The sequence below is a fragment of the Hyphococcus formosus genome, from assembly GCF_046736345.1.
GTDB lineage: Bacteria > Pseudomonadota > Alphaproteobacteria > Caulobacterales > Parvularculaceae > Hyphococcus > Hyphococcus formosus.
In genome coordinates, this window is sequence record NZ_CP157210.1 from 212,711 (window position 1) to 229,386 (window position 16,676).

Sequence of the window (16,676 nt, forward strand, 5' to 3'; positions counted from 1 at the left end):
TTTTTTGTTTCTCACCAAGTGCCCGGAGTTTGGGTGTTACCGGTGGGGGTATGGGTGCCCTTGGTGTGGTGCCAACCGTTTATTGAGAAGCTTCGCCGCATATTTCGCGTGTGAGGCGAAATCGAAGAGACGAGTGCACGTTGAGAGTTAGTCGCGATCATTACGGCCACGAGGTCAATTGGACACTGCGCAGCCTGCTGGCTGCGGGCATGTTGTCCGTTTGCGCGGTGGCCAGTGCAATGAGCGCTACCGTTAACGCGAATCGTGCAGAGGTTCGCCGCGAAGCGCAACTGGCAATTGCCGAAGAAGCGGCGCTCGTTGAAGATCTTGCAAAATATCTTGCCGCTGAAACCGCTGCGACCCGGCGTTCGCTGGACGAGCCGCGCTTGAAGCCGGCCAAGGCAACGAGCGATGTTCTTTTGGCGGGCGACCCGCTGAAAACATTGGCGACGTTCGATTTTACAGAATTGACCGTAGCGAAGATTGATGCGGAAGAGCGCAATTGTCTGGCCGAGGCGATTTATTATGAAGCCCGGTCAGAGCCACGTATCGGCCAATTGGCTGTTGCGGATGTGATCCTCAATCGCGTGGCAACGCCGATCTATCCAAATTCAATCTGCGAGGTGGTTTACCAAGGATCTGAGCGCCGCACCGGCTGCCAGTTCTCTTTCACCTGTGACGGATCGATGGAAGCCAAGCGCAACAAGCGTAAATGGAAAGAGTCCGAAAATCTTGCGGGCGCAATTCTCGCGGGGCTTCGCGCACCCGTGAGCCGCAACGCAACCCATTACCATGCAGATTATGTAACGCCGCATTGGGCCGATTCATTGACGCCGACAGCGACGATCGGAACGCATAAATTCTATAAGTTCCCAAGCCGCCGTGCTGTGGCTGCGGCCCCCGCGGCAATGTAATCCGAATACGGATTAATTTAGATAAAATCCAGACCAAGATCCAGATTGGGTGCCGAATGGGTGATCCAGCCTGAAGAAATGACATCGACCCCGGTCGCCGCGATGGCGCGGACGCTTTTTGCGGTCACATTCCCCGAAGCCTCTAGCGCCGCACGGCCGCGGTTGATTTCAACGGCTTTTTTCAATTCGTCCGGCGACATATTATCCAGCAAGACGACATTTGCCCCATTGCTGAGCGCTTCTTCTAGCTGATCGAGGCGATCGACTTCGATTTCGATTTTGGTCATATGCCCGATCGCATCGCGCGCCGCCGAAAGGGCTTTGCCGATACCGCCGGAAGCGACGATATGATTGTCTTTAATCATCACAGCGTCATAAAGCCCGAAGCGATGATTGTGGCCGCCGCCACAGCGGACCGCATGTTTTTCAAATGCGCGAAGGCCAGGGGTGGTTTTCCTTGTGCAGACGATTTTGCAATTCGTTCCGTCTGCCTCGCGGACCAATTCGGCGGTCGCGGTCGCAATGCCCGACAGGTGACACATAAAGTTCAAGGCGATACGCTCCGCCGATAAAATCGCGCGGGCAGCTCCTTCTATCTTTATAATCACGTCGCCTTTTTTCACATGCGCGCCGTCGCCATTCTCAACGGTCACCACCGTTTGTGGATCAACCAAGCGGAATGCCGCCAATGCGGCGTCAACGCCGGCAATGACGCCGGGCTTGCGCGCGGCAATCACGGCTTTGCTTTTTGCGTCAGCCGGGATTGTGGCATTTGTTGTTATGTCGCCCGCATCACCAAAGTCTTCGCGCAATGCGCGCGCTACCGCTTCTTCGACGATTACTGGCGGCATCGGGGCGAGGCTCATTCTTCGAATTCTCCGTCAAAGTCTTCGCCATTTTCATAGGCGTCTGTGGTGCAAATTTCCGTATGAAAGGCTTCATCCTCGGTGTCCGGATAATCGCTCCGGAAATGACCGCCGCGCGATTCTTCGCGCATTAATGCACCTTGCGCAATGAGTTCTGCGGTGACGAGGGCACTCTTCAGGCCGCTCGTCATGGCCTCGTGCCCATTCAGACTATGAATGACGTCAAGCACCTTTGTCAGGCTTTCTTCACTGCGCACAAGCGCGCAACCGGCGCTCATGGCATTGCGAAGCTGCATCATCGCATCCTTGTCTGCGGGCTTTGACGGTAGGTTCATCCGGTCACCCGGTGCGCCAGCATCGCCGGAAACGGTAATGTCCTTTTCCCGAAGTTGATCGGCAATGCGCGCGCCAAATACTATTGCTTCGAGCAGTGAATTAGACGCCAGTCGATTTGCGCCGTGAACCCCGGTCGAGGCGACTTCGCCGACAGCCCAAAGGCCATCAACGGAGGTTTTGCCGTTAAGGTCAGTCAAAACCCCGCCCATATGATAATGCGCCGCGGGTGCAATTGGCATGAGATCCGTTCGCGGATCAATCCCCGCGGATTTGCAGGAGGCAAACACGGTCGGGTAGGCGGTCGGGAAGGCCTTGCCGATGCTGCTGCGAGCATCAAGAAATGCACCGCGCCCTGACCGAATTTCCGTTTCTACGGCGCGGGCAACAATATCCCGCGGCGCAAGCTCTTCGGCGCTATGATAATCCGCCATGAAGGGGCGGCCATCTTTGTTGACGAGCTTTGCGCCGTCACCGCGCAAGGCTTCGGTGGCGAGCGGCGCGGGATCGACCTTGATATCTAAAGCGGTCGGGTGGAACTGTACGAATTCCGGATCGCGGATGATTGCGCCGGCACGGGCCGCAAAAGCAAGGCCGTGGCCTTGCGCCGGGGTTGGGTTGGTTGTGACCGCATAAAGGCCGCCCAAACCGCCCGTGGCCATAACAGTCTGACCGGCGTCAAATGCTGCACGTTCACCCGCATCAACGTCATAGACAAGAGCGCCGCCGACAACACCATTGTCATCAACAAGCAGGTCTTCGACAACGATCTGTTCAAGGATTGTTATGTGCGATGATGCGCGCGCGGCAGCGACCAGCGCATCCATAATTGCGGCACCTGCCTGGTCGCCGGTTGCATGTACGATCCGGTCGCGACAATGGGCGGCTTCGCGGCCAAGCTTGATATTGCCGTTCTCATCGACGTCAAAGGCGACACCGAATTGCAATAGATCTTCGACTGCTGCAGGGCCGCCATCCGCTAAAACACTAGCGGCTTCCGGGTCAACCAGGCCTGCGCCCGCTTGCATCGTGTCGGAAAAGTGCAAATTAGGGGTGTCGTTCGGCCCGATCGCGGCGGCGAGACCGCCTTGCGCCCACGGGGTTGCGCCGCCCTTACCGACAGGGCGCGCGGTAATGATCGTAACCGGGCGAGGAGCAAGTTTTAATGCAGTATAGAGACCCGCGACGCCAGCGCCGATAATGAGGATATCGTTCCGATCACTCATCGCATCACCGACCAAAATTGCGCGCGAGACGAATCCATAAATTTCATGCCCGAGATATGCTCGGGCATGAAGGTATCACGGATTCGATTTTGAACCATCTGGAATGTCTAGCCTCGTGCCTCAACGGCAATAACCTCAGCCGGACGTTCATGATTGTACATAGACTGACGTTTGAGCGGCAGCGCGATCATCCGCTCAATCGGGCGGCGCGCCTTTTCGATGATTTCCGGATCAATCAGGACTTCATGTTCCATTGTTTGCAATGCGCGCAATATATTCGGCAGCGAAATCCGCTTCATATGCGGGCAAAGATTACATGGGCGAACGAAATTAACATTCGGGTTATCGAGCGCCACATTGTCAGACATCGAACATTCCGTAATCAATACGACGTTCTTTGGCTGATTGTCCTTTACATAATTGCTCATGCCGCTGGTCGATCCGGCAAAGTCGGCTTCTTCCAGAACTTCCGGTGGGCATTCCGGGTGCGCGAGAACGATCACGCCGGGATTACCTTCGCGTAGCTCGCGAATGTCTTCGGCGGTGAAGCGTTCATGGACCTCACAGGCACCGGCCCAAGTGACGATCTTGATATCAGTCATGGCAGCGACATTCCGCGCCAGGAACTGATCGGGGATTAGAATAACCGTATCCGTGCCGAACTCCTTGGCCGCATGTTCAACGATCTCAACCGCGTTTGACGATGTACAACAAATGTCGGTTTCCGCTTTTACATCGGCGGTTGTGTTCACATAGGTCACGACCGGAACGCCGGGATAGCGTTCTTTCAGAAGGCGAACATCGGCCCCCGTAATCGAAGAGGCGAGGGAACAACCTGCCTGCATATCAGGGATAAGAACGGTCTTTTCAGGACACAGAATTTTTGACGTTTCCGCCATGAAGTGAACGCCCGCCTGTACAATCACATCCGCATCAGAGCGTTCGGCCTCTTTTGCCAATTGCAGACTGTCGCCAGCGAAATCGCCAACGCAGTGGAAAATCTCCGGCGTCATATAGTTATGCGCAAGAATGACCGCGTTTTTCTGTTTTTTCAGATCATTAATCGCGGCGATATAGGGGGCATGAATCTGCCATTCGATTTCAGGAATGAACTTGGCAACCTTTGGGTAGAGATGATCGGTCTTCGCCTTTACCTCTGCGGTATAGGGAAGTTTGATATTCTCTACTTTGCCAAAATCTGGCCCAGATGAATCAGGCATCAACGCCTCCAGCTCTTTCTTGCGCCCCATTAAAGGGCAATATGCTCTATATGAGCATATATGGGATGAAAAAATTAGCCCTCAAGGGCTAAGGCCCGCAAATTAGCGCTTTTTATGAGCGCGTCAACAAAGTTTCCCTGAACTTACAGTGAGTTATTTTGCGATAACTGCAAAAAATCTTGATCTTAAGTCGATGTTTCTTCGGGTCTTTTTAAGCGCGGAACGGCCAATCCCGCAGCTGCCCGGTCCTTCAAACCTGCGCGATCAACCCGAAACAGGGCCGCCGGGCGTCCTGCATTGGGCTGAATGGTCTCGCCGGTATTTTCGACAAATCCGGATTTTTCAACGCTACGCCTGAAATTCTGTTTGTGAAACTCAAAGCCGACAATGGCTTCGGCGGTTTGTTGTAACTGCAATAGGGTGAAGGTCGGCATGGTCATCTCAAAGATGATCGGGCGGTATTTTAACTTGCCGCGAATTCGCCCAATCGCGGTCGCCAAAATTCTTCGATGATCCGATATCATTGGCTGGCCCATTGCGGTGCCGGCGGGGCGCTCACCCACCGGCAGGTCAAGTTCTGCGGCTTCGCGGTCTCGCCACGCTTCCAACACTAACCCGGCCTCATACATGAGTTCATAGCGATCGATCGTGCGCTCTTCTTCCCAGCCGAAACCATCTAGACCGAAGGCGATATTGGCTCTGCGCTGGCGCGTATTTTTCTTTTCCGGTGTTGATGAATTTTCAATCCAATTGGTGATGCCCGGTATAATCCGGTTGCGGAGCATTTCAGGCTCGCCGCCGCGCCAATCCTCCCATGGGAAAATCGAATACCAATCCATCCAGACAGCGTCATCGGCCAAAACATCTGCGGGTCCCGGTGCCAGCGCTAGATAACCAACAGAGACAACGCGTTCTCCTGTACCACCTAATAGAGCCGCCGCTGGTGCCTCCCGGCCCTTATCGCCAAATGTATAGAGCTGTTCGATGTAACCGAGCGAAACATGTGTCTGCCGTTCCACCCATTCGCGCACACCGATTTCAAAAGTCCTGTGGCGTTCGGGGTCAAAAGGACCATAGGGAAGGGCAAGGTTATTTTCGCCGGTTCGAACGCATAGCACTTTAGGCCGGTCGCCATCCACTACGGCAATCACTGCATTAAGGGCGATGGCAACATTGGTCGCATGGGCGGGAATTGGCTTGTTAGTCATGACCGCATTCTATGCGGTGTTATCCTTCGAGAGGCAAGGTGACGATTGGTGCGCAGACAGAACCGCAACACGGACACAAATCAAGGACCGCGCAAACCATGCGGTCATCGCGACCGAGCATTCTGTCGGCCTCGGATACCAGACGCAAATTCGGATCGGCATGGGGTGCCATAGAGCGAAGCTGTTCAGCAATTTTGCATTCGCATTCATTACTGTCGCGGACGCACATCAAAATATAGGCGATGGCGGTCGAGCGGGCGACGCCGCGATGGCAATGGATCAGGACATCTTCGCCTGATTGAGCCCAATCCTTCGCAAAATCGATAATCTTTGGGCACCATGTGATTTCGTCATCGTCATTGCCATCGAGTTTCATGTGATGGGCTTCGTCCAGACCGGCAAATGATGCAGGCGCACAATCATCACAATCCAGGATAGAGATGACATATCCTGGTTGGTGCAGCTTATAAGCCTGTTCAGCGGCTTCGAGCGAGCTGATGATTATCTTCGTCATATCGAGTTAATGCGCTACTTTCTTGGTTTTCGCCGAGTTTTCCCGTCGGTGAGCCCTAGATATGCGCATATTAAGCGGTTTGTGAAGGACGGATCCGTCACGCTGGCTTGAGGTCTCGCAATTGTTATTAAAGTTCTCAGGCCGTTAATGCGTCTGAGAGCGTTTCGAACCGCTTTAAATAGGCTTTTTGTGCGTTAACAGTGGTCATTGCTTCGATTGTGATCGGTGTGACGCCTTTGGGCGCAGAAAACAGCTTGCGAGCTTCATCGACATCAAATCCGGCCAATTGAACCGCTTCGAAATAGGCACTGGCGCGATCAGCGCGCTTGATCAACTTTTCGACCGCTTGCGGCAGGTGTGGAGGCAGTCCAAATCGGAGGTGGATGGCCTGCATCAACCGGCTTTCGATGGTTTTGTAATGACCACCCAATTGCGCCTTAAACGGCGAAATCATGTCGCCAATCACAAATTCCGGGGCATCATGCAAAAGTGCGGCAAGCCGCCATTTTACGGGCCAATCAGGCTTTAGCTCGCCACAGAAGGTTTCCACGATGAGAGAGTGCTGCGCAACATTAAATGGCAAATCACCGGTTGTTTGACCGTTCCAGCGGGCAACACGGGCAAGACCGTGGGCGATGTCCTCGACCTCTATGTCGACCGGTGACGGATCAAGAAGATCAAGCCGCCGGCCGGATAACATTCGTTGCCATGCGCGCGGTTGTTGGGATTGCGCGGATTTCGGTCGCGTCGCCATAGGTGCTCTCTTATTTCGGGGATGCCCGCGTAGCAAAGGGTTTCGCAAGTCGCAACCAATTATTCTCCGCAGATTAGCCATTGAATGCGACGAGGCGCGGTAAACGCGCGTCAGATCGGCTTGTGTCCGATTGTGCGGTTTTTCATTATGCTTATCAGTTCGCGTAAAAAAATCAGACATGGCGAGCTAGATTTGGCTCAAATAAAGGGGGCGCAAATGCCATCAAATGAGTATGGAGAGACCCGCAGTACCAGCGCGGCATGGTTTTATGTTCCAGTATTGCTAATTCTATTCTTAGGCGGAGCATTATCAGTTGGTGCATATTTATTTAGCGATTCAGGATTGACGATCGCAGAGTCCATTGTTGCCGGCTATGCTGGCCTTGCGGCGATTATTGTCGCAATGGTTATGACCGTTTTCGGAATGGTATTGGGATTGATTGGTGCGTTGTTTGGCATTGCAGCCGCAGGCGGCGCAGTTGCCTTCACGCTATTTATAATCGGATCACCAATAATCGCGTTGATTTTGATTTTTATGTTGATGCGACGATCAAATTGCCCGGATCCCGCCGCGCATGAATGAAATGTTCAGGTGTAGCACTGAAAAGGCCGCCATATTTGGCGGCCTTTTTTATTGCGGATCGCTTTCTTGCTCTTCGGTCTCGGTGTTTTTGCGTTTGCCAAAGAGCGCGTTCAGTCCTTCGTTGATCAATTGTTCTTCGGTCGAGGGCGCAGTGGCGCTTTCATCGGTGTTGCTATTGTCATCGGAACTGCCATTGTCCGCAGGGCGTCCGAATAATCCGTCGATAATTGATTTTGCTGGATCTGATTCTTCCGTTTCACCTTCTTCGCTGGCTTCATCATTATTGCCGCGATTAAAAAGGTCTTGAATCCCTTTTTGAATGCCCGTTCTTGCGAGGCTTTCGGCATCAACCCCAATGGTCGGTTTAGAAAATGTGCCGCCAACCCGGACAGGGATCGAGATTGTTCTGCCGCCTTCACCATTCAGTTTTGAATTTGCTTTTGGTACCAACCGCAGATCAATCGTTTGTTGCGCAAGATTGATCGTACCTTTTCCGGTCATGTTGAGATGCGGACCGTTAAGCGTAATTGTCGGCGCATTGACTAGCCCGTCCGTGATTGAAAAATCTGACAGGAATTCTGAAAAGTCCGTTTGCTGAGAAGGGCCGCGGGCCTGTGTGACCGCGCGCTGTAACGCCGCGGGGTTAAAGCCTTCCTGAAACTCGCCGACAGCCCGGACAAGCCCCGCAATATTCACGCCCTTAAGCGCGCCATTCGCAAGATCAAATCCGCCAGATCCGTCGATACTGTTCATGATCGCGGCCTGACTTGCGCCCGTGGCATTGAAGTTAAATTTGAACGAACCCAGCCCAAGCAGGTTGTCGTGTCTGAGGAGGTCTTTGGACAATGGTTGCGCCTTGACCGCGTTCATGTCGAAATTGCCCGCAAAGGATGGCGTTGTGCTGCGTGCATTGAGAACAAACCGGCCTGAGCCTTGACCGCCATACATAGAGAGTTCTGGGATCTCGGCGGTCATGCGTCCAGCGTCGACCATCAGCTTGATCCGGCTTTCGCCCATCACGAGATTGTTCACATAGATTGCATTCGTGGTGATATCGAAAACCGCATCCATGTTGCGAAGGCTGGAAAAGTCCATCTTTGCGTCGGACCATTCCGGGAAGCCTTCGGCGCTGGTTGCGGGCGGCGGCATATAGGGGCGGAGGTCCAGTGTTTCCGTCGAAAGCACCCCATCAGCTTTGGGACGCGGGCCGGACCAATCAAGCGTCATTGCACCATTGGCAGTGATGTCATCAAAATTAATCGTTGCATCGCCCAACCGGACTGCATTCGCAGTGCCGTCGATATTGCCTTTAACCGCGAGCTTATCAAAGCCGGGGGCATCGGCGAGTTCGGTCCCCATCAGCGCGGCGAGCGCAGGCAGGTCAGGGGCATCGATCGTGGCAGGACCAGAATATTCGATGCCGTTTTTCGTTGCGATGGTCAGGTCGGCACCAGCCGTAGCATCGCCGATGGTGAGATTGAGTTTAAGATTTCCCGGCTCTTCTGCCATGAGATCCGCAAGGCTGGTCAGGACCATATCGATCGTGGACGGCGTATCCTGAAAGACAAGATTGCCACGCGCTTCGAGTGGTTCTTTGAGGCTATTGAGAACAATCGTTAGGTTGATATCCTCGGCGCTGTATTTCTGATTTGCGGCGTCATCGTTAAAAATAGCCGAGCCTTCGACGATACGTACGTCACCAAGTTTAAGTTCGCGCAGCGTGTTGCCATTCTCGGCAGTAGCGGGCGCATCAGATTGCTCTGCGGTTTGTTCCGCGCCAATGGCCCAGTTAATTTCGCCATTTTGCTTTCGGGCGAGTTTAATGTCGGGACGCGTTAAAACAAACCTGTCGATTTCAACACTTTCAGATAAGAGCGGAAGCAGTTTAACGCCAATATCCGCCTCCTCGACGCGAAGAAGATAGGGCGCATCGAAACCCTCTTCATTTGCGATGGTCAGATCTTTGACGTGAAAGGCTGTACGCGGAAAAATTCGGAAAGAAAGGTCGTTGCCAATCGTCACTTCGCGTCCGACCGAATTCGTCGCTGCGGTTTCGATACGGTCTTTAAACGCTGCAACCGGGATCAGCCCCGGCAAAAAGAGGAGGATAGACAACGCTATACCGATCAAAGCGACGAGTAGGAAAAGAATTCTGCTCATGACGTTTCTTTCGCGAATTAAAAAATCAGTCGGGAACGGCTCTCAATACGCTAACACATTTAGTCGATAACGGGTTCTGATCCAGTGGTAATCAAAAAAATCCCGCGTTCGAGCTGCTGATTTTAACCCCGCTTATGTGACAAATCCAAGGCTTGGCAAGCCAAGTTGAATATTGGGTAAATGCAGCCGGCCCGCTGCCACAATCGCGCCGCAAATAAGCCGCGATATGATCATGAAACAACAATGGTTTTCCTCGACGGAAATTTGTTCCTGCGCCGTTTAGACAGGGAAACGACCATCTGTCTTTGCTCGGGAAAATAAAAGAGAAATTTCATGCGCGTGCCCAACCTCATTCGAAACCGGCCAAAAACCGCAATTATTGTCGTGGCTGCGGTGGTGATATTGGCCGGAGTGGCTGTCGTTCGGAATGCAGGGGACAAGCCGAGCTATCAGACGGCTGCGGTTACCAAGGGTGACCTAGAGGTGGCGATCTCCGCATCAGGAAAGGTACAGCCAAAAAACTATGTTGATGTCGGCGCGCAGGTCTCGGGCCAGCTAGAGCAATTTTATGCTGAGATCGGCGATTATGTCGAAAAGGGACAATTGCTTGCGCAAATCGATGAAACCATTGCCGCCACCAAAGTTGAGGCAGACCGAGCGCAACTCAAGGAAACCAGGGCCAGCTATGCCCAGCAGGAGGCCACATTAGAGCTTGCCAGGGCGAATGCGGCCCGTGCCGAGATGCTTTATGCGGCGGATGCAATCTCGCAGGCTGAATATCAGGCGGCGATTGCGGACCGGAAAGTGGCACAAGCGCGGCTCACACAGTTAGAAGCGCAAATAGAGCGGCAAAATTCGACGCTGGAAGCTGATCTGGCAACGCTGGAATTTACGAAAATATATGCGCCGATCTCCGGTACAGTTGTTTCCCAGACTGCGGTCGAGGGGCAAACGCTCAATGCGAACCAGACCACACCAACCATTTTGCGGATTGCCGACCTAACGGTCATGACTGTCGAAGCCGAAGTTTCTGAAGCAGATGTTCTGCGCGTGAAAAAGGATCAGGAAGCCTATTTCACGACTCTCGGCGGCGATGAAAAATGGGAAAGCACTGTGCGTCAGGTCTTGCCACAACCTGAAGTGTTGAATGACGTCGTGCTCTACAAAGTTCTCCTTGATGTCGAAAACCATGATGAAATTTTAAAGCCCGAAATGACGGCGCAAGTCTTTTTTGTTTCCGGCAAGGCAGATGACGCAATATTAGCGCCGGTCGCCGCCCTGCGGGATGGTCGTCAACGGCCACAACGCCCGTCAGGTAGCCGGGAACGGGAAGGCCGTCGCGGCCTGATGGCGGCAAATGCGCAAGAGCCCAATGGGACGGATGCAAATAAGGCTCAAAGAGACCGCCCAAGAAATCCAAACCGCGAAGCCATGCGTGCGATCATGCAGGAAAATCCGGATGCGGAGCGAAAAATGGTGCTCGTTATGCGTGACGGAAAACCAGTGCCGCAGCCTGTGTTGGTTGGTATCAAAAACCGCACACAAGCAGAAATTTTGTACGGCCTTGAAGTGGGTGACGAGCTTGTGATCGGCGAGGCGCAAACTGCCCGTCCGCAAAACCGCGGTAATGGCAACCGCGCAAATCGCCCGCCAGGCATGGGCCGGCGTGGCCCGCGTTAATCGCTCTCAAGATCGGAACGATACAATGTCAGCTTTGATCACTCTTGAAAACGTGACCCGCGTCTATGGAAGCGGTGCAGCCGAGGTGCGTGCACTAGACGGCGTCAATCTAACGGTAAATGCGGGTGAATTTGTTGCGATTGTTGGCCAATCCGGGTCGGGCAAATCAACCTTGATGAATATTCTTGGCTGTTTGGATCGGCCCACAAGCGGGGCCTACCATGTGCGCGGTACGGATGTGTCTAACCTCAGTCCCGACCAGCTTGCTGGCTTGCGCCGCGAAACATTTGGTTTTGTCTTTCAGCGCTACAATCTTTTGGCAACGGCCTCTGCGGCCGAGAATGTCGAAATTCCGGCCATCTATGCGGGGCTTGACCGTACGGCGCGGCAATCGCGAGCATTGGACCTTCTCGATAAGTTAGGGATCGGTGATCGCGGACACCACAAGCCGAATGAATTGTCTGGCGGCCAGCAACAAAGGGTTGCTGTGGCTCGTGCACTGATGAATGACGCCGAAATTATTCTCGCGGACGAGCCAACCGGCGCGCTTGATTCCGGATCGAGCGAGGAGCTGTTGCGCTTGCTTGAGGATATGCATGCCGCTGGCCGGACAATAATTTTGATCACTCATGACCAATCAGTCGCAAAGCGCGCGAAGCGCGTCGTCGAAATCAAAGATGGACGTATTGTTTCGGATTCGGGCGCGACGACATCAGCCGAGGAACGCGCGCCCTATGAGCGCGTAAGCGGCGAAAATTCACTTTGGATGCAGTTTCTGGAAGCGGTCAAAATGGCCTTCCGGTCTTTGCACGCAAATTTGTTCCGTACCTCCCTGACCTTGCTCGGGGTTGTCATTGGTGTGTCGGCGGTTGTGGCGATGTTGGCGATCGGTGAGGGGAGCCAGAAACAGGTCGTTTCCAGTATCGAAACGATGGGTGCAAACCTTCTATTTGTGCGGCCCGGCGCGCCGGGAACACGAATGCGCGGAAACGCGATTGCGACATTGACGGTTGAAGATGCCGAATATCTCGAAGAGCTGGATAATGTTATCGCGGCGGTGCCCGGCCGAACCAGTCGTGAAACCCTGCGCGCCGGTGAGGTTGATTATCAAACCACGGTCGAAGGCGCGACTCCCGATTGGGTGGTCGCCAAAAATTGGCCGATGGCGCATGGCACTTTTTATTCCGAAGAAGACGAAACTCGTCGTGCTGCTGTGGTCGTTTTAGGTGCGACGGTCGCCGAAAGCCTGTTCGGCGATCAGGCATCGGCAGTCGGACAGTATTTATTCATCGGTTCGACACCATTTGAGGTCGGCGGCGTTCTGGCCGCTAAGGGCGCGACCGCATGGGGGCAGGATATGGATGACATAGCCCTTGTTCCCCTCAGTACCGGGATGATGCGGATATTCGGGCGAAATTATTTGAATTCAATCACCATCGCGGTCGAGGACGCAAAAAAGATCGGTGAGACCGAGGCGGCGGCCGAGGCGCTTTTATTGACCCGGCATGGAGGTGTGCTCGATTTCAATTTGCGGAACACCGCATCCATTCTTGAATCGGTTCGGGAGACACAAAACGCTTTTTCCATGTTGCTGGGCTCGGTTGCAGCGATCTCGTTAATCGTTGGCGGCATAGGCGTGATGAATATCATGCTCGTCAGCGTAAGCGAACGCACCCGGGAAATCGGTGTACGGATGGCAACAGGCGCACGGCGCTCAGATATCATGATGCAGTTTAACACCGAAGCGCTGGTCGTGGGCGGTTTAGGTGGCCTGTTAGGGGTGTTGATCGGTCTGGGCGTATCGATTGCGCTGGGCGCAAGCGGTATGTCGATTGCGATTACACCGACACCAGCGATTTTGGCTTTCAGTTCTGCGCTGGCAATTGGCCTGATTTTCGGTTTCATGCCCGCCCGCAAGGCTGCGCGCCTTGACCCTGTTATTGCGTTGGCATCGGAGTAGGATAATGAAAAAACTGTTTCTCGTTTCCACTTGCTTGGTCTTGACGGCCTGCACCTCCTTGCCAAACCGTGATGGCGCGACTGGTCCTGTACCGGATGCGTTCGTTTACGCAGACGATACCATGAATGCGGCCGCGCTCGATCAGGTGTGGTGGGAACATTTTGGCGATCCAACGCTGTCGGCATTGATCGAACAAGCCCTTCACGCGAACAAAAATGTCGAGGCAGGGCTCGCGGCGCTGCGCGCCTCGCGTGCATCCCTACGCATTGCCAATGCGTCTTTATATCCTCAATTGAGTGCAGGCGCGTCGGCAAATTCCAATTCAGATAACGGGTTTGACGATGTCTCTGGTTCGGCACGCGGTACGGCATCCTATCAGCTCGATCTATTCGGTCAGAATAGCGCGAACCGGAGCGCCGCCGCATCTAGCTACGAAGCGCAATATTATAATCAGCGTGCATTGGAATTAACGATCTCATCCGATGTTGCCTTCAATTACTTTTCCGTGCTGGCGCTACGGCAACGGCTCGAAGTCGCGCAGTCAAATCTTGATATCTCGGAGCGAATATACGAGATCGTAAAGGCGCGCTATGAAGCGGGCAGCGTTTCCCGCTTTGACCTTAAAAGCCAGGAAGCCGCCATCGCAAATGCGCGAGCGCGCCTACCGCAGATTGAACAGCAGCTTGTCAGTACAGAAACAGCATTGGCTATTCTGCTTGGCCAGGCATCGCAGGACTTCTCAGCTCCCGATGGGGCACTGATGGATATGGTCCCGCCCGATATTGATCCGGGCTTGCCATCCGACCTTCTTTTGCGGCGGCCTGATCTTTTGGGAGCGGAGGCGGCATTGCGGGCTGCTGACGCCGATATTGCGGCGGCACGCGCCGCGTTCTTTCCGTCAATCGACCTGAGCGCGGGCGTTAATGCGGGCCTTACCGGAGGCACCAGCGTTCTGGGCACATTGGCGGGGTCATTGTCGGCACCAATCTTCAGCGGTGGCCGGTTGGAAGGTCAGCTTGAAAGCGCGAGAGCCCGCGCTGACCAGCAACTCGCACAATACCAGCAAGCGACGTTAAACGCATTGCGTGACGTCGATGTCAGTTTGAGCGCTCTCTCAACCGCCGAAAAGCGCGAAGCCGAGCTCTTCATTGCGCAGTCTGCGTCAGATGAATCGCTCCAATTGGCTGAGCTTCGCTACAAGACCGGGGCTGACGATCTCACCAGCCTCTTGAATGCGCAAAGCACCGCATTCAACGCTGCCGATAGCTTGTATCAGGGGCGTCTTGACCGGCTCTCAGCGGCGATTGACTTGTTTGTGGCACTGGGCGGCGGTTGGAGCGAAGCCCCGACCTTGGCGAGCCTCTGATCCCTGTCATATGCGCCCGGTATTATGCTTCGCGAATCGGGCATAAGGTGAGGCCAATTGTTCGCGCGAATTATGGTTAGCCCGAATAAGGGCGGGTGCGAACATATTCGGAACATTTTTGGAAAAATATTGAATTTCAATAGATTGACGACTGTTGAAATATGAGAACAAATAGCGTACAAAGAATCTCACATTGACAGGGCGCGGTCCTGTAATGCAACGGAGGCGGCGGTGAGCAAGAGCGGATTACGAGTGGTGGAGACGGGCAAAGTGGATAAATCAAAAGCGCTGGAATCGGCGATCTCGCAGATCGACAAGGCATTCGGTAAAGGTTCGCTGATGCGTCTTGGTGATCGCGAAGTGGTTGATATTGAATCAATCTCAACCGGCTCAATCGGGCTCGATATCGCGCTCGGTATCGGCGGATTGCCAAAGGGCCGCATTATCGAAGTTTACGGGCCGGAGAGCTCCGGTAAGACGACGCTGGCTTTGCATGTCGCTGCAGAGGCGCAGCGAAAAGGCGGCACCGCAGCATTTGTTGATGCGGAACACGCGCTAGACCCGGTGTATGCGCAAAAGCTCGGCGTTAATCTCGACGAGCTATTGGTGTCGCAGCCAGATACAGGCGAGCAGGCGCTTGAAATCGCGGACACGTTGGTTCGCTCAGGGGCTGTTGATGTTTTGGTGATCGACTCGGTTGCTGCGTTGACGCCGCGGGCTGAACTTGAAGGCGATATGGGCGACTCGCTGCCGGGCCTTCAGGCGCGTCTGATGAGCCAAGCCCTGAGAAAGCTTACGGGATCAATTTCAAAGTCAAATACGCTGGTGATCTTTATCAACCAGATCCGGATGAAAATCGGCGTGATGTTTGGCTCGCCAGAGACAACCACGGGCGGGAATGCGTTGAAATTCTATTCTTCGGTTCGTCTTGATATTCGCCGGATTGGCGCGATTAAAAATCGCGATGAGGTTGTCGGTAACCAGACCCGCGTGAAGGTCGTCAAAAACAAGGTTGCACCGCCGTTTAAACAGGTCGAGTTCGACATCATGTATGGCGAAGGGATCTCGAAAATGGGCGAGTTGATCGACCTCGGCGTGAAGGCCGATGTGGTTGAAAAGTCCGGCTCCTGGTTCTCTTATAACTCAGAGCGTGTCGGCCAAGGTCGCGAGAATGCGAAACAGTTCTTGCGCGATAATCCGGCGATTGCCGCTGAGATCGAAGCGGCTATCCGCCAGAATGCGGGCCTCGTGGCTGAGGAAATGCTGACCGGCGAATCGGGCGGCGATTCCGACGACGATGTTGCGGCCGAAGCGTAACGTCGGTTCCTGCCCTTTGGGGTCGGGCGCATGACGCTTTGGTGAATGGTTATGTGGGGTAGGCGGTAAACTCGGCCATCGGGGTTGCCGCCACCATTTTACACGGAGGGTGTCATGATTGGTTACGTAATGCTCGGAACGAATGATTTTGAAAAATCGATATCGTTTTACGACTCCTTGCTCGGGGAGATGGGGGCGAAGCGCATCCTCGAAGGCGATAATTTCGTGGCGTGGGGTGTCGATCCTAATCAGGCGGCGTTAGCGGTTTGCCGGCCTTATGACGGCAAACCGGCAACCGTCGGGAATGGGTCAATGTCGGCGATTGCCTGTGACAAGCCCGAAACCGTGGACCGGCTCTACAAAAAGGCAATCGCGCTTGGGGCCGCAGATGAAGGGGCAGCGGGGCCACGCGGCGAGAATTTTTATGCCGGTTATTTCCGTGATCTGGACGGCAATAAGCTCAATTTCTTCTGCACGACCTGATTAGGGATGCTGTGCGATGGCCTTTCTTGGCCCGTCCTGCCAATTGCCTAGACGTCTGGCTTCGATAGCCTTATGACGATGAACCGCGTTAGC

The 16,676-nt window shown here is 54.1% G+C and carries 14 protein-coding genes; 7 read left to right on the forward strand and 7 right to left on the reverse strand.

Features of this window, described 5'->3' with window-relative positions; genetic code table 11:
- Positions 1-140 precede the first annotated feature (140 nt).
- On the forward strand, positions 141-914 hold the full coding sequence (locus ABFZ83_RS00965) for a cell wall hydrolase (RefSeq protein ID WP_411817563.1): 774 nt from the start codon (positions 141-143) through the stop codon (positions 912-914).
- A gap of 17 nt (positions 915-931) precedes the next feature.
- Here ABFZ83_RS00965 and nadC read toward each other — a convergent pair whose 3' ends face one another.
- The 6 genes from nadC to ABFZ83_RS00995 form a co-directional block, all read right to left on the reverse strand.
- Positions 932-1,780 carry a carboxylating nicotinate-nucleotide diphosphorylase gene (gene nadC, locus ABFZ83_RS00970; RefSeq protein ID WP_411817564.1) on the reverse strand — a complete coding sequence of 283 codons (849 nt, stop codon included), beginning with the start codon at positions 1,778-1,780 and terminating at the stop codon, positions 932-934.
- The gene (locus tag ABFZ83_RS00975; RefSeq protein WP_411817565.1) at positions 1,777-3,339 is read right to left on the reverse strand and encodes an L-aspartate oxidase; all 1,563 of its coding nucleotides are present in this window, start codon (positions 3,337-3,339) and stop codon (positions 1,777-1,779) included. Before ABFZ83_RS00975 ends, nadC begins: the two co-directional genes overlap by 4 nt.
- Positions 3,340-3,446: 107 nt before the next feature.
- Positions 3,447-4,559: a quinolinate synthase NadA gene (gene nadA / locus ABFZ83_RS00980; RefSeq protein WP_411817566.1), complete on the reverse strand. Its 1,113-nt coding sequence runs from the start codon at positions 4,557-4,559 to the stop codon at positions 3,447-3,449.
- 185 nt (positions 4,560-4,744) lie between these two features.
- On the reverse strand, positions 4,745-5,767 hold the full coding sequence (locus tag ABFZ83_RS00985) for an NUDIX hydrolase (RefSeq protein ID WP_411817567.1): 1,023 nt from the start codon (positions 5,765-5,767) through the stop codon (positions 4,745-4,747).
- Between the two features lie 19 nt (positions 5,768-5,786).
- Positions 5,787-6,281, reverse strand: a complete 495-nt coding sequence (locus ABFZ83_RS00990; protein WP_411817568.1) for a hypothetical protein — start codon at positions 6,279-6,281, stop codon at positions 5,787-5,789.
- A 136-nt stretch (positions 6,282-6,417) separates the two neighbouring features.
- Positions 6,418-7,035 (reverse strand): YfbR-like 5'-deoxynucleotidase, encoded by a 618-nt coding sequence (locus tag ABFZ83_RS00995; RefSeq protein WP_411817569.1) that lies wholly within the window; start codon positions 7,033-7,035, stop codon positions 6,418-6,420.
- Positions 7,036-7,251: 216 nt separating this feature from the next.
- Here ABFZ83_RS00995 and ABFZ83_RS01000 point away from each other — a divergent pair, with 216 nt between their 5' ends.
- Positions 7,252-7,617 carry a hypothetical protein gene (locus ABFZ83_RS01000; RefSeq protein ID WP_411817570.1) on the forward strand — a complete coding sequence of 122 codons (366 nt, stop codon included), beginning with the start codon at positions 7,252-7,254 and terminating at the stop codon, positions 7,615-7,617.
- A gap of 48 nt (positions 7,618-7,665) precedes the next feature.
- On the opposite strand, the gene ABFZ83_RS01005 is transcribed toward ABFZ83_RS01000, so the two are convergent.
- Positions 7,666-9,777, reverse strand: coding sequence for an AsmA family protein (locus ABFZ83_RS01005; RefSeq protein ID WP_411817571.1), 2,112 nt, complete (start codon positions 9,775-9,777; stop codon positions 7,666-7,668).
- Between the two features lie 333 nt (positions 9,778-10,110).
- Here ABFZ83_RS01005 and ABFZ83_RS01010 point away from each other — a divergent pair, with 333 nt between their 5' ends.
- The 5 genes from ABFZ83_RS01010 to ABFZ83_RS01030 all read left to right on the forward strand — a co-directional run bounded on the left by ABFZ83_RS01010 (position 10,111) and on the right by ABFZ83_RS01030 (position 16,583).
- Positions 10,111-11,457, forward strand: a complete 1,347-nt coding sequence (locus tag ABFZ83_RS01010; protein WP_411817572.1) for an efflux RND transporter periplasmic adaptor subunit — start codon at positions 10,111-10,113, stop codon at positions 11,455-11,457.
- Between the two features lie 25 nt (positions 11,458-11,482).
- Entirely contained in the window at positions 11,483-13,417 is a 1,935-nt protein-coding gene (locus ABFZ83_RS01015; protein WP_411817573.1) for a MacB family efflux pump subunit, read from the forward strand.
- A gap of 4 nt (positions 13,418-13,421) precedes the next feature.
- Positions 13,422-14,783, forward strand: a complete 1,362-nt coding sequence (locus ABFZ83_RS01020; RefSeq protein WP_411817574.1) for an efflux transporter outer membrane subunit — start codon at positions 13,422-13,424, stop codon at positions 14,781-14,783.
- Between the two features lie 231 nt (positions 14,784-15,014).
- Positions 15,015-16,100: a recombinase RecA gene (gene recA / locus ABFZ83_RS01025; protein WP_411817575.1), complete on the forward strand. Its 1,086-nt coding sequence runs from the start codon at positions 15,015-15,017 to the stop codon at positions 16,098-16,100.
- 114 nt (positions 16,101-16,214) lie between these two features.
- Positions 16,215-16,583, forward strand: a complete 369-nt coding sequence (locus ABFZ83_RS01030; RefSeq protein WP_411817576.1) for a VOC family protein — start codon at positions 16,215-16,217, stop codon at positions 16,581-16,583.
- Positions 16,584-16,676: the final 93 nt, after the last annotated feature.